This is a genomic window from Corynebacterium pollutisoli (assembly GCF_900177745.1).
GTDB lineage: Bacteria > Actinomycetota > Actinomycetes > Mycobacteriales > Mycobacteriaceae > Corynebacterium > Corynebacterium pollutisoli.
In genome coordinates this window covers 95,745-115,179 of record NZ_FXAR01000008.1, presented here as the reverse complement: position 1 = coordinate 115,179, position 19,435 = coordinate 95,745, and the positions used below count along the sequence as shown (strand labels likewise).

Below are 19,435 nucleotides of genomic sequence, written 5' to 3'. Positions count from 1 at the left end.
AAGGCCCCCTCACAGTATGGCCGAAATCTCCGGGCTAGGCGGACGGATCCTTGGAGTAATCGACGACGGAGTACTCCTGCAGCTTGGCCAGCTGGTGGCGGGACTCCACGAAGCGGACGGTGCCGGACTTGGAACGCATGACCAGGGAACGGGTCGTCGCGCCGTTGGCACGGTAGGAGACGCCGCGCAGCATGTCGCCGTTGGTCACGCCGGTGGCGGCGAAGAAGCAGTTGTCGGAGGAGACCAGGTCGTTGATGCCCAGGACACGGTCGAGGTCGTGGCCGGCGTCGCGGGCGCGGCCTGCCTCGGCGTCGTCGATCGGCCACAGCTTGCCCTGGATCTCGCCGCCCATGCACTTGAGGGCGCAGGCGGTGATGATGCCCTCCGGGGTGCCGCCGATGCCCATGGCGATGTCGATGGAGTTGGTGTCCTGCGCGGCGGCGATGGCACCGGCGACGTCACCGTCGCGGATGAGGCGGACCTTGGCACCGGCGCGGCGGATGTCGGTGATGAGCTCGACGTGGCGCGGGCGGTCCAGCACGATGACGGTCACGTCGGAGGAGGCGATGCCCTTGGCCTTGGCCACGGCGTTGATGTTGTGGGCGACCGGGGCCTCGATGTCGACGACGCCGGCGGCCTCCGGGCCCACGGCGATCTTGTCCATGTAGAACACGGCGGACGGGTCGTACATGGAGTGGCGGTCAGCGGCGGCGATGACGGAGATGGCGTTCGGGCGGCCCTCGGCCATGAGGGTGGTGCCGTCGACCGGGTCGACCGCGATGTCGACCTCCGGGCCCTCGCCGGTGCCCACGTTCTCGCCGTTGAACAGCATCGGGGCCTCATCCTTCTCGCCCTCGCCGATGACGACGACACCGTTCATGTTCACGGAGTTGATGAGCTGACGCATCGCGTCGACGGCGGCACCGTCGCCCTCCTCCTTCATGCCACGGCCGACCCAACGTCCCGAAGCGAGTGCCGCTGCCTCAGTGACACGGACGAGCTCCATCGCGAGGTTACGGTCGGGTGCTTCCGTACGGGGTGCATTCATGGTCAACGGCCTCCTGCAGGCGGGTTGGGTGTGTGACAGCGTGCTTCTCAAGGCGGTGGGGATGACGTGGATCCACGCTCCACCCGCCTCCCAATTATTGTTCCACCACTCGGGCCTATTCGTGTTGGTTTGCCCACCCGAAAGAGGGGGGTGTGAGGCACCCGGCACAGAGAATTCCGCATCGGGCCTGCTTCTGACATACTTGGGCGCGTGTCTGCAGCGGAGAAGCCCCGGATTTTTCAGGACGGGCGGGACATGTTCCTGTCCCTGGCCCTCATCGTCGTGCTCATGGTCGTGAGCGTCGGCGCCACCGGCCTGTGCACCTATGAACCCGGCGCCCCGGAGGGTGGTCCGGTCCGCGAGGTCGACGCCCATACCTTCATGGGCATGGAGGCCCGCGCCACGAACTTCCCGGTCCGCATGCCGGAGAATCCGGACGGCTGGGTGACCAACTCCGCCCGCCGCGGCCAGGTCAACCAGACGCCCGCCCCGATCATCGGCTGGGTCACCGCCGACCGCGGTTTCATCCAGCTCACCCAGACCGACCAGGAGCTTGCCGACGCCGTCCGCGGCATCGACCCGCACCCGCGCGAGCTGGACCGCACCGTGCAGGTCTCCGGCCACGAGGTGCAGATCTACCACTCCGACGAGGACGATGTCCGTGACCTGTGGGTCGTCGACATGGGCGATGCCCGCCTGCTGTTCTCCGGTGCCGGGAAGGACGAGGAGTTCGAGACGCTCATCGACGCCACCGTGAACACTGCACCGCTGCCCCGGGCAGGGGAGTAGGCCGGCCCTACTTCCGGCGGCCGAGGAGGAACCCGGCCGCGCCGACGATGACGAGGGCGACCGCCCCGACACCGAGCCACAGGCCCATGCCGGTGCCGGTGTCCTCGCTGGCCGCCGTGTCCGGTTCCGCCCCGGTGGTCGGCGCGTTGCTCGTCGCCGTCTCCGTGGAGGGGGCGTCCGCAGGGCGGAACGTCGGCCCGGCCTGCGGCTTCCCCTCCGCGTCGAGCGTGAGGTGATAGGTCAGCGGCGGGAGCTGCGAGGCGGCGTCGATCTCACCCTGCGAGGTGTCGCGGTACCGCACGGCGACGATCTGGTCCCCGTCCTGCCACAGGTGCCGGGCGTCGAATCCGGGGATCCCCTCGCCGAAGCGGTTCTGGAAGCGGACGGGGTCGGTGTGGGCGAAATCGAGGGTCGCCTCCGGCTCCGGGACCAGCCGGTTCTCCGTGAGGGGCAGTTCCGCCCGGGCCTCGTTGTAGGAGGTGACGATCATCTCGCGGTCGTGGGCGTACACGTCCCAGTCCTGGGCGTCGTCCACCAGCCGCAGGTGACCGGCGGTGTGCTGGCCGTACTCCGCCGGGACCCGGAAGAACTGGGTTTCACCCGGGACGATGTCGACGGCGACGGTCTCACCCGGGGTGAGTTCGGCGGCGTCGTCGAACCACACGCCCGGGGTGACCGTCTCCGGGGTGTCCGTCGACGCCGTGACCACCGGAATGTCCGGGGAGGCGTCGTCGGCGGGGACCGCGTCGCGGCCGTCGGGAAGCGTGAACGGGTCGATGCGGGTGACCGTCACCTCGACGTCGACGGGTTCCGTCTTACGCCAGTCGCCGCGGCGGTTGAGGGTGAGCACGACCTCGTCGGCGTCGCAGCCCTCGCCGATGATCTCCGAGTGGACGGTGCCGGTGATGACGCCGTTGACCCCGCCGAAGCTGCTCTGGTGGGCATCACTCGTGCACCGGGATCGGGAGTCGGGGTCGTCGGGCAGGACGAACTGGCCGTCGATGACGAGGTTGTCCCACACGCTCGTGTTCACGCTCGGGGCCTGGACCGACTGGGCGGAGACCACGTAGTGCTCGCCGTCCCGGACGGGCAGGCGGAAGTACGTCGGGGTGTTGTGCGTGTAGGGGTTGGCGTCGGCCGGCAGTGGATGGAGGCTCGTGAGGAAGCGCATCGTGTCCCGCGGGACCGGGGTGGCCTCCTCGAAGGTCGCGGCCCCGTCGAGACGCTCGACGTCCGACCGGTAGGCGCGGTAGGTGCGGGTGGTGGCTTTCTTAAGTTCTTCGGCGAGGGTGTCGGCGTCGGTGGCGTCGGCGTAGGTGCCGCCGGCGGCATCGGCGATGCACTGGAGTTCTGCGCGGGCGGTGGCGTCGACGTTGAATCCGACGGTGTTGATAACCAGGTCGACGCCCTGTGCCTTGAGGTCGGCGGCGACCTCGCAGACCGGGGGTGGGGCGCAGGTGTCGATGCCGTCGGAGACGAGGACGATGGTGCCGCCCTGGGAGGGCAGGGCGTCGGCGGCCTCGATGAGGGAGTCACCGATGGGGGTGAATCCGCGCGGTTCGAGGGAGTCGATGTGGTCAAGCATGTCGTCGGCGGTGTCATCACCCGGGGCGGTGACCAGGGTGATGTCGCGGCAGCCGGCCTCCCGGTCGGCGTCGGTCTCGCCGGTGTTGCCGCCGTAGGTGACCAGACCGATGTCGGCGGAGGCACCGACGTCGTCGATGAAGGTGCGGGCGGCGTCTTTGGCGGCGTCGATACGGGTCTGTCCGCCGGCGTCGTTGTTGATCATCGAACCGGAGGAGTCGAGGACCACCATCGCCGACGGGGCCCGGGGCGCATCCTGGGCGAGCGCGACGGGGGCGGACACCGACCCCAGAACGAGCGCTCCGACCAGGCCGGTGAGGCGGCGGGTGAACGGTGTCGGCATGGGGAGTTCCCGTCTATGGATTGGATAGCGAAACTATTATCGATGGAGTTTCGCACCAACCGGTGTGACCCGCAACACCTAAGAGTTGTTCTCAGCCTTTCCCAAGGCATCCTCGACGCGGCGGGCGGCACCGTCGAGATGCTCCTCGCAGCGCCGGGCCAGGGCCTCGCCCCGCTCCCAGTACTTCAGCGATTCGTCGAGACCCATCTGGCCGAGCTCGAGGATCTTCACGGTCTCGATGAGCTCGTTGCGGGCCTGCTCGTAGCTGAGGGTGTGCACGTCGGGGAAGGCGTCCTGACCCGCCTCACCGCTGCCGACCACGTTGTCGTTCATGAATGTCTCCTTAGTCTGCGTGGGTGGCGGCCATGCCGGCCGCGGTGATCGATCCGTCCGCCACGCGGATGCGCAGCTGGCTGCCGGGCGGGGCCTGGCTGATGCTCATGACCACTTCCGGCGGGGTGCCGTCGCGGGGGACGACCTGCACCACCGAGTAGCCGCGGGCCAGGGTCGCCGACGGACCCAGTGCCGAGACCTGCGCGCGCAGTGCGGCCACCTGCGCAGTCTCGGTCTGCAGCAGATACTGCACGTCGCGGCGGATGAGCGCCACCGCCCGGGCCACCTCGTCGCGGCGCTGCGTGATCGGGGTCATCGGATCCGCGAGCACCGGGCGCGAGCGTATCGACGCCAGCCCCTGCCGTTCCCGCTGCACCCACCCACGCAGGGCCGCCGCCATCCGGGACCGCGCCTCCCCGAGGAGGGCGCGCTCCTCGGCGACGTCGGGGACCACCCGCTTGGCGGCGTCGGTCGGGGTGGCGGCCCGCAGGTCGGCGACGTTGTCGAGCACCGGGTTGTCCGGCTCGTGGCCGATCGCGGAGACCACCGGGGTCACCGCCGCCGCCACGGCGCGCTGCAGCGCCTCCTCGGAGAAGGGGAGCAGATCCTCGACGGACCCGCCGCCGCGGGCGATGATGATGACGTCGACGGACGGGTCGTCGTCAAGCTGCCGGAGGGCGGTAATGATCTCCGGCACCGCCGTCGCACCCTGGACGGGCGTGTTGATGACGCGGAAGTCCACCGCCGGCCAGCGGTCCTTCGCCACCGAGAGTACGTCGCGTTCGGCGGCCGACCCGCGGCCGGTGATGAGTCCCACGCGGCGCGGCAGGTAGGGCAAAGGCCTCTTCCGGGCGGGGTCAAACAGACCCTCCTGCGCCAGCTGGTTCCGCAGCCGTTCGATGCGCGCCAGCAGCTCGCCGATGCCCACCGGGCGCAGCTCCGTCACCCACAGGGAGAAGGAGCCGCGCCCCTCGTAGAATGCGGGGCGGCCGTGGACGACGACCCGGTCGCCGTCGCGCAGCGGCGACGCCAGGCCCTGGATGAGTGAGGTGGAGGCGGTGAGCTGCACCGAGGTCTCCGACTCCGTGTCCCGCAGTGTGAGATAGGACAACTTCCACGTCGGTTTGACGTTGACCTGCGTGAGCTGCCCCTCGACCCATACCGACCCCAGGCGCTGGATCCACCCCTTGACCTCGGCGTTGAGCCGGCGTACCGGCCACGGGGCCTCGGACGTGGACTTCCCACCCGTCATGTGACACTCCTGACAATGCGATCCCCGGACAGCGACGAGTCCCCAGTCTATGCTTAACCGCCGCCGTTGGTTAGGGTGGGGGCCATGAGCGAAGCAGCTAAGAAGATCCTCCTCGCCGCCCCCCGCGGCTACTGCGCGGGCGTGGACCGGGCGGTCGAGACCGTCGAGAAGGCCCTGGAAAAGTACGGCGCCCCCGTCTACGTGCGCAAGGAGATCGTGCACAACCGCTACGTCGTCGACTCCCTCGCCGACCGTGGCGCCATCTTCGTCGATGAGACCGACGAGGTCCCCGAGGGCGCCCACCTGGTGTTCTCCGCCCACGGTGTGTCCCCGGCCGTCCACGAGGAGGCCTCCCGCCTCAACCTGCAGACCCTCGACGCCACCTGCCCGCTGGTGACCAAGGTGCACAACGAGGTCAAGCGCTTCGTCCGCGACGGCTACCAGATCCTCTTCATCGGCCACGAGGGCCACGAGGAGGTAGAGGGCACCATGGGTGAGGCCCCCGGCCACACGCATCTCGTCGACGGCGTGGAGGGCGTCGACAAGCTCCCTGATTTCCCCGCCGACCAGCCGCTCATCTGGCTGTCCCAGACCACCCTGTCGGTGGACGAGACCCTGGAGATCGTCGCCGCGCTCAAGCGCCGTTTCCCGGATCTGCAGGATCCCCCGTCCGACGACATCTGCTACGCCACCCAGAACCGCCAGGTCGCCGTCAAGGCCATCGCCCCGAAGTGCGACCTCATGATCGTCGTCGGTTCGCAGAACTCCTCGAACTCCAAGCGCCTCGTCGAGGTCGCCCTGGAGGCGGGTGCCGACGCCGGCCACCTCATCGACTTCGCGCACCAGATCGACGACGCCTGGCTCGAGGGCGTCGACACCATCGGCATCTCCTCCGGTGCCTCCGTCCCGGAGATCCTCGTGCAGGACGTCCTGACCTACCTCGCCGAGCGCGGCTACGGCGACGTCGAGGAGGTCACCACCGCGGCCGAGACCATCGTCTTCGCCCTGCCCCGGGTGCTGCGTCCGGCACGTACCTAGGGGGAACTCGGGGCTCGGGGCTCGGGGCTCGCGATCGTGCCCTCGGGATCGCGGTGATACCGGGCCCGGGGGCGTCGGCAAGCAACCCTCGCGAGGGGATGTCACCGAGCCCCGAGCCCCGAGGGGAAGGCAGGGTTACTCCGGCCTCGCCTCCGGTGCCTCCGCTGCCGGCTGCTCGTCCGGCCCGACGGGCTTGGTGTGCTCGACGTAGACGAGGTTGACGGGCGGATCCTCGGGGTCGTAGTCGATCTCGTCGTCGGCCAGCAGCTCGGAGGTCATGTCCTCCTCGAGCGCCTCGATGAACTTCTTGTCCGGCACGTTGGACTCCTTGACCAGGCGCTGCAGCTCCCGCTGATTCTTGCGGGTGTAGCGCTTGCGCGGGTCGAGCTTGCGGGCCAGCAGCACGCGGGCGCGCAGGCGGCGCCTGCCCTCGGTGCTCACCTTCTCGCGGCCGCGGATCCACGCGACCGAGATGACGACGAGCATGAGGATGCCCATGTATCCGAGCACCGGGTACACGTAGGAGACGAGGTCGCGGAAGCCGAAGAAGCTGAGGCCGAAGCCGATGAGGCAGGCGACGATGAACACGGGGCGGAAGCGGGCCGGATTACCGCGGGTGAGGCGCTTGCCCAGGGCGTAGAACATGCCGATGGCGGTGTTGAAGATCATGCCGAACACCACGAAGGTCATGATGACACCGAGCACCGGGTGGATGCCGTTGATGAGCGCCAGGACCGGCATGTCCTCCTGTCCGACGGTGCTCACGGAGACGAACAGCGCGACCACGAGCAGCATGAGCATGAGCAGGAAGAAGAACCCGCCGATGAGCCCGCCGAGGCCGGCGGCGCGGGTGTCCAGGTTGGCACCGCCGATGACGATGGCCATGGACACCGCCGTCATGATGGACAGTCCGACGTAGTTGAGGGCCGCGAGCCACCAGTTGGGCAGGGAGGTCACCACCGCGCTGGACGCCAGGTCGAGGGTGGTCCAGTCGGGGTTGGAGGTGACCAGGGTCCACACGGTGGCGCCGACGATGAAGACGATGACGAACGGGGTGATCGCGCCGATGACGGTGGAGACCTTGTCCACGTCGAGCATGCCCGTGAGCAGCACGAGCACGAGCATGATCGTGGCGCCGATCCACGTGGGCAGGCCGAACTGCTGCTGCAGGTTGGCACCGCCGCCGGCGAACATGACGAAGCCGATGCAGAACAGGGTGATGACGGTCGCGATGTCGAGGATCCACGACGTCACCCGGCTGGAGATCCGCCCCAGCACGGCGGTGTGCTCCGTCGCCTGGTAGTAACTGCCCAGCTGGAGGACCGCGATGCCGGTGATGGTCATGAACACCGAGGCTAGGACCGCACCCCAGATGCCGTCCGTGCCGAAGGCGACGAAGTACTGCAGCGCCTCCTGGCCGGACGCGAATCCCGCGCCGACGATGAGGCCGATGAAGGCCATCGAGAAGGCCAACGTCTTTTTGAACATGAAAGAAAACACTCTTGAAGATAAAGTGGCTACCTATCAAGTAAACGCCACTTGCCCCCGGAAGTCATGCGCGACCGGGCATGGGAGGAGTGTCAGCTGTAGAGGTCGTCGTCGAGACGCCGCCGACGGCGCTCCGGCTGGGGTGCTTGTGCTTCTCGACGTCGCGGTGCCTGCGCGCGGCGCGGCACCTCCGGCCGCGGTGCCTCGGTCCGGCGTTCCGCCGGACGCTCGCGGTTCCGGTTGCGGGCCAGCAGCTCCTCCACGGTCACCTGATTGGTGCGGCGGCGGGCGCGGGTGGCGGCGTCGCGGTTACGACGGTCCGCCTCGGCGGCGCGGCGGCGGTGGGCGATGGCCTGCTTCTCGGCGGCGCGGCCGGAACGGCGGGACATCCACACGCGGAACAGGGCGATGGCGGCGGCCAGGGCGGAGACCGCCAGCAGGGCCGGGAAGAACTGCGCCAGGGGGAAGAGGGCGGTGACGATCGTCGTCGTCGAGAACGCGGGGGTGCCCTCGGAGGCCTGCGAGCGGGTGACCACCCACGCGGACAGCACCGTCATGATGCCGAAGAGCAACGGGATGGACGCCACCGTGAGAAAGAGTCCACGCACCTCGGTGAACACTGCCACGACGATTGCGGCCACACCGAAACACAGCAGGTAGGGCACGCCGACGGCCTGCGCGTTGATGCTCAGCAGCAGGCCGGTGACGAGGGCGGCGAGGACGATGGCGATGCCGGACCAGGTCGGCAGTCCGCCGCTGCGGACACGTGAGCGGCTGGGGCTCCGATGGCTGGTGGTGGACACGGGGACCAAGTCTAGCCCGTGTCCTCCCGAAACCGTTCGTCGATAGGCGTGGCGGGGTGGCGCGGCCGGGAAGTCACCTGATCGAGGTCGGTAGGACGGCGGTCGGTGCGGGCGGGGACGTCCATGTCCGCGAGGCGACGCGCCGTGACCATCACCCGGGAGTCGAGGGAGCCGAGCGTGGCGTTGTAGGCCTCGATCGTCTTCTCCAGATGGCGGCCGATGCGGTTGTAGTGGTCGCCCATGGTGCCCAGGCGGGTGTAGAGCTCCCGGCCGAGGCGCTGGATGTCCCGCGCCTTGTCCGAGATGTCCTCCTGCCGCCAGCCGAGGGCCACGGTGCGCAGCAGGGCGAACAGGGTGGTGGGCGTGGCGATGACGATGTTGCGGGAGAAGGCGTACTCGAGGAGCTCGGGATCGACGCCCAGCGCCGCGTCGAGGAAGGGGTCCGCCGGGACGAAGAGGACGACGAACTCGGGGGTGGGGTCGAAGGCGTCGATGTATTCCTTGGCGGACAGCTGCGTGACGTGCGTGCGCAGCAGGTGTGCGTGGCGACGCAGGTATCCGGCGTGCTCCTCCGGATCCTGCGAGTCGAGGGCGTCGAGGTAGGAGGCGAAGGGCACCTTGGCGTCGACGATGATGCGACGCCCGCCGGCGAGATTGACCACCAGATCGGGGCGCACCAGCGTGCCACCCAGGCGGGCGGTCACCTGCGATTCGAAGTCACAGTGGCGGACCATGCCGCCGAGCTCGACGACCCGCTCCAGCTGGATCTCCCCCCAGCGACCGCGGACCTGCGGGGACCGCAGGGCGGTGACCAGCTGGTCGGTGCGGTCCGTCAGCCGGGTGGAGGTACGCGTCATGGCCTGGATCTGACTGGCCAGGGCGGCGTTGTTCACCGCCCGGTCCTGCTCCAGTTCCCGGAGCTGACCGCCGATGGTGCTCACCGCCTCCTCGAGGCGGACGATTCCCGGGTCGACGGTGGGGGAGGGATCACGGGGACGTCGATAAGCGTGGGCGAGCCAGCCGAGAACGGCGCCGAGCAGAACACCGACGAGAAGGACGGGCAGGGCGGAACTCATGCGCCCACTGTGTCACACGCCCCCGACATGAGACGTCAGGGACGCCCGACACGTCCGAACAGTTTTTCGATGCGGCGGCTGCTGAGGCGGACCCGGCCGATGTCGGCACCCGAGGTGGAGGTGGTGGGGGTGTCGTCGCCGACGTCGAGATCCGTCTCCGGGGACTCCGGGGCTCCCGGGGTCTCCGGGCGGCGGGGCCCGTCGACGTAGACGATGGACTCGCGCCACCGCTCACGCAGCAGACGCCCCTCCTCCTCCGAGAGGCGGCCGTTGAGTTCACCCTCCGGGGTGACCCACTCGATGTCCTCGGAGAGCTTCTCACCGGAGCGCAGCGCCATCATGTCCATGAGGTAGCGGAAGGCGACCGCGATCATCGCGACGAAGGGGACGGCGAGGAAGGAGCCGATGAGACCGAAGAGACCGCCGCCGATGGTGACGGAGACGAGCACGATCACCGGGTGCAGGTTCATGGCCTTCGACTGCAGCCACGGGGAGAGGATGTTGCCCTCCAGCTGCTGCACGGCGATGACGATTCCCAGCACGATGAGCGCCTGGGTGACGCCGAGGGAGACCAGCGCCACCAGCACCGCCAGCGCGCCGGCGACGACGGCGCCGATGAGCGGGATGAAACCGGCGATGAACGTGATGACGGCCAGCGCCAGCGCCATGGGGACACCGACGATGACGAGCCCGAGGCCGATGAAGATGGCGTCGACGAGTGAGACGATCGCCTGCGCACGGATGAAGCCGCCGAGCGTGGTCCAGCCGCGGGTGAGGCTCTCGGTGAGGTGCCAGCCGATGCGGCGGCCGGAGACCGTACGGGTCCACGGCAGGAAACGGTGGCCGTCCTTGAGGAAGAAGAACGTCAGGACGATGACCACGAACAGCGTGAACATCACCGTCGTCGCGGTGCCCACGCCGGAGACGATGCCGCCGGCGATGGTGCCGGCCTGGTCCTGGACCCAGCTCGCCGCGTCGTTGATGAGCTGGGAGAGGTCCTCGCCGTCGACGTTGAGCGGCGGCCCCTGCGCCCACAGCTGGAGACGCTGCACGCCCTCCAGGGTCTGCAGGTAGAGGATCTGGGACTGCCGGGCGATGTCCGGGGCGATGAACCAGATGAGGGTGCCGAAGAATCCGAAGAACGCCAGCATCGAGATGAGCGCCGCCAACGCCGGGGGCAGGCCCTTCCGCCGCATCCACGTGGTGGGCGGGGCCAGGACGGTGCACACGATGATGGCGAACGCCACCGGCAGCACGCCCGTGCCGACCTGCTTGAGCAGGAACCAGGCGACGTAGAGGAACACCGCGATGATGAGCATCCGCAGAGCCCACATGGCGAAGGACTTGAGCCACTCCGACATGACCACGGAGCGGTCGATCTGGTCCCCGTAACCACCGAGCTCCTCCTGCTCGTCCAGATCCAGGCTGCTGAAAGCGCGGGATCCTTCCGGGCGGGAGGAGCCGGTGTCGTCCGGATCAGGGTGGAGGTGGGGCTGGTCAGTCACAGCCTCCATATTGCCTCAACACCCCGCCGGGTGGTGCTAGTGGATCTCCTGCGCGGCAAGGTGCTCGTCGCGGGCGTGATCCGCGGTGCCCAGGGCACCGGAGACATCATCCGGGTGGCTGCGCAGGTGGAGGGCGCTGGCGATGAAGCCGCCCCAGATGACCACCATGAACAGAACCATCATCATGATCGCGATACCGCTCATCGGACTGTTCCTTCCTCGTTGACGGGGACGGCAGGTGTGCCGTACTTGCGGGGCTCGTGGAGCTCACGGCGCACCTCCGGGTCGACACCGAAGTCGGAGCCGGGCGGGCCGTCGAGACGCAGGTTGCCGCGCCACGGGACCAGGGAGAACACCAGGGCGTTGATGAGGATGAGCGCCAGCACAGCCCAGCCGTAGATGGCCACCTGGGTGGTGGTGTAGCCGCCGTACGGCTCCTGCACCAGGGAGATCAGCTCCTGTGCGAGGGTGAAGCCCAGGACCAGGGTGGTGACGTTGACCACGAAGATGCGCCACAGGGTGCCCACCTTGAAGGACGACACGGCGTTGAGGTGCAGCGAGAACTCCTCGATGCGGCGCAGGATCCAGTCGAGGATGATCACGGCGATGAGCGCGACGGCCACGATGCCGATGTTGTTGGTGAACTTGTCCATGATGTCCAGGGCCATGAGGCCGGACGTGGTGGAGAACAGCGCCAGGGAGATCAGCGCCATGAAGGTGCCGATGCCGATCGCGACGACCTTACGCGGCAGGTTGAGCTTGTCCTTGACCGCCGAGACCACGACCTCCAGGAGGGAGAACAGGGAGGTGAAGCCCGCGATGGTGAGGGAGGCGAAGAACAGGAAGCCGAAGATCGGGCCGAAGGCCATCTCGTTGATGATCGCCGGGAAGGCGACGAACGCCAGGCCGATGCCGGAGGTGGCGACCTCGTCGACGGCGACCGACTGCTGCACGGCCATGAAACCCAGGGCGGCGAAGACACCGACGCCGGCGAGGACCTCAAAGGAGGAGTTCGCGAAGGCGGTGGTCAGGCCGGTGCCCGTGAGGTTGGTGCGGGGGCGCAGGTAGGACGAGTAGGTGAGCATGATGCCGAAGCTCACGGACAGGGAGAAGAAGATCTGCCCGTAGGCGGCGATCCACACGGTGCCGTTGGCCAGCGCGCCCCAGTCCGGGGTGAACAGCGCGTCGAGGCCGGTGGCGGCACCCGGCAACATGAGGGCCTGGACAACCACGATGATGAACAGCACGGTCAGCAGCGGGATGAAGAACTTGGCCACTTTGCCGATGCCCTTGTCCACGCCAATCGCCAGCACGACGATCGCGGCGATCCACACGGCGGCCAGAGCCAGCGCGATCTGTGGCACGAAGTCCGTGGAGAAGTTGGTGGTGGCGTCCATCTGGAGGAACTCGCCGAAGAAGTACTCGTTCGGGTCGTTGCCCCACGCCTTGTTGAAGGACTTGATGGCGTAGAGGGCGGCCCAGCCGATGATCGCGGCGTAGTAGATCGTGATGAAGAAGGAGACACCGACCTGGATCCAGCCGACCGGCTCGGCCCAGGATTTGATGCGACGGAACGTCAGCGGGGCGGAACCGCGGTAGCGGTGACCCAGGGCGTAGTCGAGAAAGAGCAGCGGGATACCCGCCGTCAGCAGGGCGATGAGGTAGGGGAGCAGGAAGGCGCCGCCACCGTTGTCGTATGCGACGTAGGGGAAGCGCCAGATGTTGCCGAGGCCGACGGCCGAGCCGATCGCGGCGAGCAAGAATGCCCAGCGGGAGGAGAAGATCTCACGCCGCTCACCCTGCACGGAGCCCTTGGCGGGCTGCGAGGTGGTGGAAGACATGTGTGTACCTGTCGGGGTAGGGGTGTGCAGTTGTACGGAACGCCTGTGGTTAGGCCGGGAAATCGTCCAGGGTGTGACGGGTATAACGAGGAAGTGGCCCGATCATATACCGCTGGGAGGATGGTGGCACAACCTGGGGCCCGCGCTGAGTATCTGGGGAAATGCGCAGGCTGCTAGGATCAACGCCCGTGAGCCTTACACTTGGAATCGTCGGTCTGCCCAACGTCGGCAAGTCCACCCTCTTCAACGCCCTGACCCGCAACGATGTTCTGGCCGCGAACTACCCGTTCGCCACCATCGAGCCCAACGTCGGCCTCGTCGAGCTTCCCGACGCCCGCCTGGGGCGCCTCGCCGAGATCTTCGGCTCCGAGCGCATCCTGCCGGCGACGGTGTCCTTCGTCGACATCGCCGGCATCGTCAAGGGCGCGTCCGAGGGTGAGGGCATGGGCAACGCCTTCCTCGCCAACATCCGTGAGGCCGACGCCATCTGTCAGGTCGTCCGCGCGTTCTCCGACGAGAACGTCATCCACGTCGACGGTGAGGTCGACCCGTCCTCGGACATCTCCGTCATCAACACCGAGCTCATCCTCGCCGACCTGCAGACCGTCGAGAAGGCCCTGCCGCGCCTGGAGAAGGACGCCAAGAAGGACAAGTCGCTTGCCGACGTCGTCGCCGAGGTCAAGAAGGCCCAGGCCGTGCTCGAGGATGACCGCACGCTGTTCTCCGCGGCGAAGAACGGCGAGCTCGACCTCGCACTCATCCGCGACCTGCACCTCATGACCGCCAAGCCCTTCCTCTATGTCTTCAACTCCGACGAGGAGGTGCTCACCGACGACGCGCGCAAGGCCGAGCTGGCCGCCCTCGTCGCGCCCGCCGACTGCGTCTTCCTCGACGCCCAGACCGAGACCGAGCTCCTCGAGCTCGACGAGGACGAGGCGGCCGAGCTGCTCGAGGCCGTCGGCCAGGACGAGCCGGGCCTGCACTCCCTGGCCCGCGCCGGCTTCGACACCCTCGGACTGCAGACCTACCTCACCGCCGGGCCGAAGGAGTCCCGCGCCTGGACCATCCGCAAGGGCGACACCGCCCCGCAGGCCGCCGGCGTCATCCACACCGACTTCGAGCGCGGCTTCATCAAGGCCGAGATCGTCTCCTTCGCGGATCTCGACGCCGCCGGCTCCATGGCCGAGGCCAAGGCTCAGGGCAAGGTCCGCCAGGAGGGCAAGGACTACGTCATGGTCGACGGCGACGTGGTGGAGTTCAAGTTCAACGTTTAAGTCTCGTTGCCTGGAGGGGGCGGTTCCGGAGTCATCCGGGGCCGCCCTTCTTGTTTGCACTTATACCCCTACCGTTGGGCCCGAAAAGTCAGTGTTGACGCGTACTCAGTGAGGGTGAAAGTCCACCGGCGGGGCGCGGCCGCACCGCTGAGTCGTCGAGAACGGGGACGATGGGCGGCGCGTGCGTCAACGCGTCGGCGGCACTGGTGAACTCCGCGAGTTCCGTGAGCAGGGCCAGCGTCGGGGGAAGCAGTCGGATGCGGCCCGCGCTTTCGTCGGCAAGCAGAGTGGTGACCCGATCCCACGAGGAACGGAGGGACTCGGTGGAGGAGTTCGCCCAGCGGGGTGCGTCCTCGTCGCGGACGTGGGTGAGGAAGAACGCCACGTCGAAACGCCGTCGTCCGCCGGGTGGGGTGACCCAGTTGTCCCAGGGGATCAGGTCCGTGGGGGAGAGCAGCACGTCGCATTCCTCCGCGACCTCGCGGATCCCGGCCGCCACCAGAACCTCGGCGGGAGGTAGTGCGGTGGAGGACCACGCGTCGACCAGGTGGGGTGGGAGCTCCAGACGTTGCTCGTGGTCCGGCGGGTCGATCCGCCCGCCGGGGAATACGACGGCCCCGGCCGCGAAGTCCATGGTGCCCACGCGGTGTTGGGCGAAGACCTCGAGGCCGGAGGGGCCGTCGCGAAGCGGGATGACGCTCACGGCGGGGCGGGGGACCACCGGGTCGGCCAGTGGGCGGCTCATCGCCTGGAGTTCCGGGGTGGCCAACCAGCGCAGGGCCACCGGGAGGCACTCCTTCTCGTAGCCGAGCCGGGAGAAGAAGCCGGCCTCCCCGGTGAGCAGAGTGAGTGCGGTGGCTCCCCGGGAGATCACCTCGGACTCCACGGCGGAGACCAGTGCGCGGCCGATGCCGCGGCGGCGCCAGTCGGGGTCCACCGCCAGGTCCACCAGGTGGAAGAAGCCGTCGGACTCCAGGACGCAGGCACGTCCCACCGGACGTCCGGCATCACAGATGAACGTGAAACCACGGGGGCTGGGCGGCTCACCGACGCCGTCGGTGCTCCTCCCGGGTCGGATCCTCCAATCGACACTCTGCTTCATGATGTAAATGTGCCACATGGCCGGTGGCCGTGGGGGCGTGTCGGGGCAGTCGCACTCCGGGTATGGTGCAGCAGTGAAGAGCGGCCGCGTGCCGCACACCCACCAAGGAGGAGTAAGCGATGTCTTTCAACGTCTACCTGTCCGGCGAGATCCACACCGACTGGCGCGAGGAGATCCAGCGCGGCGCCGAGGCAGCCGGCCTGGACGTGGTCTTCACCGCCCCGGTGACCGATCATCCGGCCAGCGATGCGGCGGGTGACCACCTGGGTGAGACGGACAGCCAGTTCTGGCGCGATCACCAGTCCTCCAAGGTCAACTCGATCCGCACGCGCACCCTCATCGAGGAGGCCGACATGGTCGTCGTGCGTTTCGGCAGCGAGTACAAGCAGTGGAACGCCGCCTTCGACGCCGGCTACTGCGCCGCGCTGAGCAAGCCGTACGTCACGCTTCACGACGCCGACATCGTCCACCCCCTCAAGGAGGTCGACGCGGCGGCCCAGGCCTGGTGCCAGACCACCGACCAGGTCGTCGAGATCCTGCGCTACGTCCTCAAGGCCTAGGCCCCGAGGAGACGATGGCCTCGCCCGACAACATCCTGCTCCACCTGCCCGAGCAGGAGGAGCAGCAGGTACGGGAGGTTTTCGCCCGCCTGGAGGAGCGGGGGTTCCCGCTCCAGCAGCAGACTCCGCACATCACGATCACGTTCGCGCCGCACATGCCGGAGGAGCCGGTCGCGTTGGCCACCGAGCTGCTCCCGTCGCTCATCCCCGCGCGTTTCGAGCGGGTGGGCACCGTCGTGTTCGGCACGAAGCGCAAGCAGACGGTGGCCTGGCTGCTGGAAACCACCGACGAGCTGGAGATCGCCGCCCGGCAGATCAGCGAGCGAAACCCTGACGGTCGGGGTCCCCGGTGGACCCCGCACCTGACGATGGGGCTGCGTCTGCCGCGGGAGATCGTCCCCGACTACCTCTGTGCGTTGGATGAGGCCTCTCGCCACGTCAAGGAGCTCACCGGTGCACGCGCCGCGCTGTGGAGGCCGCGCGTCCGGCAGCTGACGAGCCTCGCCGGGGACGGGTACGACAGCCGCGAGGTACGTCTGGCAGGGGAACTGATCTGCGCGTCGAACGAAGAGGCCGAGATTGTGGAACGCCACCTGCCCCGGCACATCGAGCTGACCCGGGCGGAACCCGGGTGCCTGTATTTCGAGGTGCTTCCGACACCCGGGGGCCGGGTATGGACGGTGGAGGAGCGCTTCGTCGACGGCGCGGCCTTCGGCGCGCACCAACGGCGGGTGGAGCACAGTGAATGGGGGCAGGTCACCGCGGGGATCGAGCGGAGTTACACAGTGGAGAAGTCCGCCAGGTTCGAGGGCGCTCCCTAACCAATCCTCCACCTGCCTGCCGAGGGTGGCCTGGCTGTACCTCCGTGCGTTGGATGAGGCCTCACGCCGCGCCAAGGAGCTGACGGCAGCGCACGCCGCGTTGTAGGGGCCCGGGTGCCTGCACTTCGAGGTGCTCCCGACGGCCGAGTCGGGTCAGGTGGCCGCGGGGATTGAACTCAGTTGTACGGCGGCGACATCATCCGGGTACATGGCTTCCGGCATGGCCTTTCCTGCTGATGAGTCCTGCGTCCGCGCCGCCGAGGAGGCTCTCGGGTGTTCCTTCCCCGCTGCTTATCGACGTCGCCTCCTCGCCGACAACGGTGGCGAGGTTTTCGACGCGGCGGATCCGGAGGATGGCTTTTTCATCCTCCATCCGGTGTTCGACGGTTCTGACCGCAAGCGTATCGGCAGGACCGCGAACCATGTGGTCAAGGAGACCGCAGCCTGGCGTGAGTGGGCGGGTTTCCCGCCTGAGGCCATCGCCATCGGGGATGACCAGGAGGGCAACGCTCTGCTGTTTCTGCCCGGTGATGAACACCTGTCGGATGTTGTTGTCCGGGTGAGGACCTGCTTGAACCGCTCGAAAACTCCCATGACTACTCCTTGACTTGAGTGGTGTCGGTGCTTCCTGCTCCAGTGAACCTAACCCTATGAGCGGGATGCGGCCATCGGGCCGAGCCCGGCCTTATTCTGCGAAGGCGAAGTTGTTCGGGTCGGCCGGGTCGACGGCGACGTTGTGTCGGCTGCCGGGGGCGTACATGTCGGCGGTGGTACGCGGCATCATGATTCGCGTGGTGGCCAGGTAGGGCTCCCGACCGGGCAGGGTCATGTCCATCTCGATGTCCACCCAATCGTTGCCGCCGACGGCGACGGACTCACCGGCGGGGGAGACCGACCTGATGACACCGGATCCGCGGATACCCACCTGCTGAATACGCTGCATCTCGCGGCCGTAGTTCTGCAGGACGTTGTGGTTCTGGAGGATGTTCGTCGGGTTGGAGGCGATGTCCTGTGCGCTGTGGAGGGCACCGTCGAAACCGCGCTTGATGTTGTCGCGGATGAGGGCCTGCTTGAACTGGTCGAAAAGTCCCATGACTACTCCTTGAGGCGAGTGGTGTCGGTGCCTTGTGACTCCGATGAACCTCACGCTGTGGGTGGGGCGCGGCTACCGTTCACGGATCCCCAGAAGTGTCAATGAATCGTTGACACTTTCATCCGGCGGCGATAGGCTGTCAATAGATGGTTGACATAGGTGGAAGGAGAGAACAATGTCCCTCGACAAAGAATCCCGGAACCAGCTCAGGGAGCTGATTTTCGGCTCAGACGCCGGGCTGTCCGACCGACTGCTGGAGGATCCGGCCGCGTGGCGTGAGCTGATCGTCCGGGCGAAAGAAGCCGACAGCGAAACCACGGACATCCTCATGGAGGCGGTCCTCGCCGCACGCGCCGCGGACGTGAGCTGGGAGTCCATCGGATCGGCCCTCCAGATCAGCCGACAGGCCGCACAGCAACGCTTCGGAAAGGCCAGGGCCGAGGACAATGCGGGCCCGGATCAGCGGCGCTTCTTCGGTCTCACGGCCTTCAACGAGATCGGCGAGCTGAACCGTGTGGGGCGTTACGGATGGCACAGCGTCGGCAACGGCCCGCTGTTTCACGCCGTCGAGCGCGATGAATTCCAGTGGGAGCATCACCGCACGACCTTTCCCACGGATCCGGCCCGGATGGAACGTGACGGCTGGCAGCGTGCCGGATCCGGATGGTTCCCCTGGGTCTACTGGAAGCGGCGTCTCGATGTGCCGGCACTCGAAGGAGACGCGGGCATCACGCAGTGAGCAGCCCGGCCGGATCGTCTCACGCGGCAAAGCATACTTTTTGGGCCCCTCCGAAGCGTCGGAAATGGGGCTTGGCGGGATTCTTTACCGCCTGAACACCAGCAGCGCGTCCCGCGTCAGGTCGTGCGGGAGGCGGTCCCACGAGATCTCGACGACGCCCACCTGCTCGAGATGGGAGGAGAGGACCCGGACGCAGTCGTCGATGAGCGGGGTGTGGTCACCCTCGTGGAGGATGTCGGCGACGTTCCACACGAGGTGCCCGCCGGGCACCAGCAGCTCCGCGCACTGCGCCGCCACCAACCCGAGTTCGCGCAGGTAGCGCGCGTAATCGCCACCGTCGTGCTCGTAGGCGGTGAGGGGATCCGCCTCGTGGTGGGTGATCGTCATGTACGGCGGGGAGGAGAGGATGAGGTGGACGGGGGCGTCGATAAGCAGGGAGAGGGAGCGGGCATCGCCCTCGAGGGTCGACGCGGACGGTACCGCGCGGCGGATGTGGGCGACGCGCTCGGGGAGTAGTTCGACGCCGGCAGCGCGACGGCCCGACGCCACGGCGCGCGCCAGGGTGGTGCCGAAGCCGGCGAAAGGATCCAGGACGAGGTCGCCGGGGGCGCTGAGTGTGGAGATGACGTGGTCGACGATCGCGGGGATCATGTGGACGTCCTCGTCCGCGCCGGGCGGGCGGGTGGCGACGAACTGGTCGTGGGTGGCGAACAACCGCGTAACCAGGGGAGACATGTCTGGGAGTG

The 19,435-nt window shown here is 67.9% G+C and carries 20 protein-coding genes and 1 pseudogene; 8 read left to right on the top strand and 13 right to left on the bottom strand.

Features of this window, described 5'->3' with window-relative positions:
- Window positions 1-34 precede the first annotated feature (34 nt).
- The gene (gene glpX / locus B9Y70_RS10840) at window positions 35-1,048 is read right to left on the bottom strand and encodes a class II fructose-bisphosphatase (protein WP_085550288.1); all 1,014 of its coding nucleotides are present in this window, start codon (window positions 1,046-1,048) and stop codon (window positions 35-37) included.
- A gap of 210 nt (window positions 1,049-1,258) precedes the next feature.
- Here glpX and B9Y70_RS10835 point away from each other — a divergent pair, with 210 nt between their 5' ends.
- The gene (locus tag B9Y70_RS10835) at window positions 1,259-1,837 is read left to right on the top strand and encodes a DUF4245 domain-containing protein (protein ID WP_085550287.1); all 579 of its coding nucleotides are present in this window, start codon (window positions 1,259-1,261) and stop codon (window positions 1,835-1,837) included.
- A gap of 7 nt (window positions 1,838-1,844) precedes the next feature.
- Here B9Y70_RS10835 and B9Y70_RS10830 read toward each other — a convergent pair whose 3' ends face one another.
- From B9Y70_RS10830 to xseA, 3 genes are all read right to left on the bottom strand, one after another.
- Window positions 1,845-3,764: a vWA domain-containing protein gene (locus tag B9Y70_RS10830; RefSeq protein ID WP_085550286.1), complete on the bottom strand. Its 1,920-nt coding sequence runs from the start codon at window positions 3,762-3,764 to the stop codon at window positions 1,845-1,847.
- Between the two features lie 78 nt (window positions 3,765-3,842).
- A complete protein-coding gene (locus B9Y70_RS10825; protein ID WP_085550285.1) occupies window positions 3,843-4,097 on the bottom strand; it encodes an exodeoxyribonuclease VII small subunit in 255 nt (84 codons plus the stop codon).
- Window positions 4,098-4,107: 10 nt separating this feature from the next.
- Window positions 4,108-5,349, bottom strand: coding sequence for an exodeoxyribonuclease VII large subunit (xseA, locus tag B9Y70_RS10820; protein WP_085550284.1), 1,242 nt, complete (start codon window positions 5,347-5,349; stop codon window positions 4,108-4,110).
- Window positions 5,350-5,433: 84 nt separating this feature from the next.
- Between xseA and B9Y70_RS10815 the strand changes: the two genes are divergently transcribed.
- A complete protein-coding gene (locus tag B9Y70_RS10815; RefSeq protein WP_085550283.1) occupies window positions 5,434-6,387 on the top strand; it encodes a 4-hydroxy-3-methylbut-2-enyl diphosphate reductase in 954 nt (317 codons plus the stop codon).
- 135 nt (window positions 6,388-6,522) lie between these two features.
- Here the strand turns inward: B9Y70_RS10815 and B9Y70_RS10810 are convergent, their stop codons facing one another.
- The 6 genes from B9Y70_RS10810 to B9Y70_RS10785 form a co-directional block, all read right to left on the bottom strand.
- Entirely contained in the window at window positions 6,523-7,875 is a 1,353-nt protein-coding gene (locus tag B9Y70_RS10810) for a YkvI family membrane protein (protein ID WP_085550282.1), read from the bottom strand.
- Window positions 7,876-7,967: 92 nt separating this feature from the next.
- A complete protein-coding gene (locus B9Y70_RS12670; RefSeq protein ID WP_143337619.1) occupies window positions 7,968-8,678 on the bottom strand; it encodes a DUF6542 domain-containing protein in 711 nt (236 codons plus the stop codon).
- 11 nt (window positions 8,679-8,689) lie between these two features.
- On the bottom strand, window positions 8,690-9,754 hold the full coding sequence (locus tag B9Y70_RS10800; protein WP_085550280.1) for a DNA recombination protein RmuC: 1,065 nt from the start codon (window positions 9,752-9,754) through the stop codon (window positions 8,690-8,692).
- A gap of 35 nt (window positions 9,755-9,789) precedes the next feature.
- Window positions 9,790-11,268 (bottom strand): AI-2E family transporter, encoded by a 1,479-nt coding sequence (locus B9Y70_RS10795; protein ID WP_085550279.1) that lies wholly within the window; start codon window positions 11,266-11,268, stop codon window positions 9,790-9,792.
- A 27-nt stretch (window positions 11,269-11,295) separates the two neighbouring features.
- The gene (gene metS / locus B9Y70_RS10790; RefSeq protein WP_085550278.1) at window positions 11,296-11,463 is read right to left on the bottom strand and encodes a methionine/alanine import NSS transporter subunit MetS; all 168 of its coding nucleotides are present in this window, start codon (window positions 11,461-11,463) and stop codon (window positions 11,296-11,298) included.
- On the bottom strand, window positions 11,460-13,100 hold the full coding sequence (locus B9Y70_RS10785) for a sodium-dependent transporter (protein WP_085550277.1): 1,641 nt from the start codon (window positions 13,098-13,100) through the stop codon (window positions 11,460-11,462). The genes metS and B9Y70_RS10785 overlap by 4 nt, the downstream gene beginning before the upstream one ends.
- A gap of 188 nt (window positions 13,101-13,288) precedes the next feature.
- Here B9Y70_RS10785 and ychF point away from each other — a divergent pair, with 188 nt between their 5' ends.
- Complete coding sequence (gene ychF, locus B9Y70_RS10780) at window positions 13,289-14,374, top strand: redox-regulated ATPase YchF (protein WP_085550276.1); 1,086 nt, start codon at window positions 13,289-13,291, stop codon at window positions 14,372-14,374.
- An 88-nt stretch (window positions 14,375-14,462) separates the two neighbouring features.
- On the opposite strand, the gene B9Y70_RS10775 is transcribed toward ychF, so the two are convergent.
- Window positions 14,463-15,476, bottom strand: coding sequence for a GNAT family N-acetyltransferase (locus B9Y70_RS10775; protein WP_159449816.1), 1,014 nt, complete (start codon window positions 15,474-15,476; stop codon window positions 14,463-14,465).
- Between the two features lie 119 nt (window positions 15,477-15,595).
- Between B9Y70_RS10775 and B9Y70_RS10770 the strand changes: the two genes are divergently transcribed.
- From B9Y70_RS10770 to B9Y70_RS10755, 4 genes and pseudogenes are all read left to right on the top strand, one after another.
- A complete protein-coding gene (locus B9Y70_RS10770) occupies window positions 15,596-16,036 on the top strand; it encodes a YtoQ family protein (protein ID WP_085550274.1) in 441 nt (146 codons plus the stop codon).
- A gap of 14 nt (window positions 16,037-16,050) precedes the next feature.
- Window positions 16,051-16,533: pseudogene (locus B9Y70_RS13180) on the top strand (2'-5' RNA ligase family protein); the annotation flags it as partial.
- A complete protein-coding gene (locus B9Y70_RS13175) occupies window positions 16,528-16,857 on the top strand; it encodes an antibiotic biosynthesis monooxygenase (RefSeq protein ID WP_205410448.1) in 330 nt (109 codons plus the stop codon). The pseudogene B9Y70_RS13180 and the gene B9Y70_RS13175, both read left to right, overlap by 6 nt.
- 208 nt (window positions 16,858-17,065) lie before the next feature.
- Window positions 17,066-17,464, top strand: a complete 399-nt coding sequence (locus B9Y70_RS10755) for an SMI1/KNR4 family protein (RefSeq protein ID WP_240309240.1) — start codon at window positions 17,066-17,068, stop codon at window positions 17,462-17,464.
- Between the two features lie 78 nt (window positions 17,465-17,542).
- Here the strand turns inward: B9Y70_RS10755 and B9Y70_RS10750 are convergent, their stop codons facing one another.
- Window positions 17,543-17,950 (bottom strand): hypothetical protein, encoded by a 408-nt coding sequence (locus tag B9Y70_RS10750; RefSeq protein WP_085550273.1) that lies wholly within the window; start codon window positions 17,948-17,950, stop codon window positions 17,543-17,545.
- A 175-nt stretch (window positions 17,951-18,125) separates the two neighbouring features.
- Here B9Y70_RS10750 and B9Y70_RS13255 point away from each other — a divergent pair, with 175 nt between their 5' ends.
- A complete protein-coding gene (locus B9Y70_RS13255; protein WP_085550272.1) occupies window positions 18,126-18,689 on the top strand; it encodes a hypothetical protein in 564 nt (187 codons plus the stop codon).
- 84 nt (window positions 18,690-18,773) lie between these two features.
- Here the strand turns inward: B9Y70_RS13255 and B9Y70_RS10740 are convergent, their stop codons facing one another.
- The gene (locus B9Y70_RS10740) at window positions 18,774-19,424 is read right to left on the bottom strand and encodes a DNA methyltransferase (RefSeq protein WP_240309239.1); all 651 of its coding nucleotides are present in this window, start codon (window positions 19,422-19,424) and stop codon (window positions 18,774-18,776) included.
- Window positions 19,425-19,435: the final 11 nt, after the last annotated feature.

What these genes read in the sequence shown, in the direction of transcription:
- B9Y70_RS10815 (WP_085550283.1), top strand. Translation starts at nt 5,434, where the DNA reads ATGAGCGAAGCAGCTAAGAAGATCCTCCTCGCCGCCCCCCGCGGCTAC.
- B9Y70_RS10770 (WP_085550274.1), top strand. Translation starts at nt 15,596, where the DNA reads ATGTCTTTCAACGTCTACCTGTCCGGCGAGATCCACACCGACTGGCGC.
- metS (WP_085550278.1), bottom strand. Translation starts at nt 11,463, where the DNA reads ATGAGCGGTATCGCGATCATGATGATGGTTCTGTTCATGGTGGTCATC.
- B9Y70_RS10785 (WP_085550277.1), bottom strand. Translation starts at nt 13,100, where the DNA reads ATGTCTTCCACCACCTCGCAGCCCGCCAAGGGCTCCGTGCAGGGTGAG.
- B9Y70_RS10830 (WP_085550286.1), bottom strand. Translation starts at nt 3,764, where the DNA reads ATGCCGACACCGTTCACCCGCCGCCTCACCGGCCTGGTCGGAGCGCTC.
- B9Y70_RS10800 (WP_085550280.1), bottom strand. Translation starts at nt 9,754, where the DNA reads ATGAGTTCCGCCCTGCCCGTCCTTCTCGTCGGTGTTCTGCTCGGCGCC.
- glpX (WP_085550288.1), bottom strand. Translation starts at nt 1,048, where the DNA reads ATGAATGCACCCCGTACGGAAGCACCCGACCGTAACCTCGCGATGGAG.
- B9Y70_RS10740 (WP_240309239.1), bottom strand. Translation starts at nt 19,424, where the DNA reads ATGTCTCCCCTGGTTACGCGGTTGTTCGCCACCCACGACCAGTTCGTC.
- B9Y70_RS10755 (WP_240309240.1), top strand. Translation starts at nt 17,066, where the DNA reads ATGGCTTCCGGCATGGCCTTTCCTGCTGATGAGTCCTGCGTCCGCGCC.
- B9Y70_RS10750 (WP_085550273.1), bottom strand. Translation starts at nt 17,950, where the DNA reads ATGGGACTTTTCGACCAGTTCAAGCAGGCCCTCATCCGCGACAACATC.
- B9Y70_RS10825 (WP_085550285.1), bottom strand. Translation starts at nt 4,097, where the DNA reads ATGAACGACAACGTGGTCGGCAGCGGTGAGGCGGGTCAGGACGCCTTC.
- B9Y70_RS10810 (WP_085550282.1), bottom strand. Translation starts at nt 7,875, where the DNA reads ATGTTCAAAAAGACGTTGGCCTTCTCGATGGCCTTCATCGGCCTCATC.
- B9Y70_RS10775 (WP_159449816.1), bottom strand. Translation starts at nt 15,476, where the DNA reads ATGAAGCAGAGTGTCGATTGGAGGATCCGACCCGGGAGGAGCACCGAC.
- B9Y70_RS13255 (WP_085550272.1), top strand. Translation starts at nt 18,126, where the DNA reads ATGTCCCTCGACAAAGAATCCCGGAACCAGCTCAGGGAGCTGATTTTC.
- xseA (WP_085550284.1), bottom strand. Translation starts at nt 5,349, where the DNA reads ATGACGGGTGGGAAGTCCACGTCCGAGGCCCCGTGGCCGGTACGCCGG.
- B9Y70_RS10795 (WP_085550279.1), bottom strand. Translation starts at nt 11,268, where the DNA reads ATGGAGGCTGTGACTGACCAGCCCCACCTCCACCCTGATCCGGACGAC.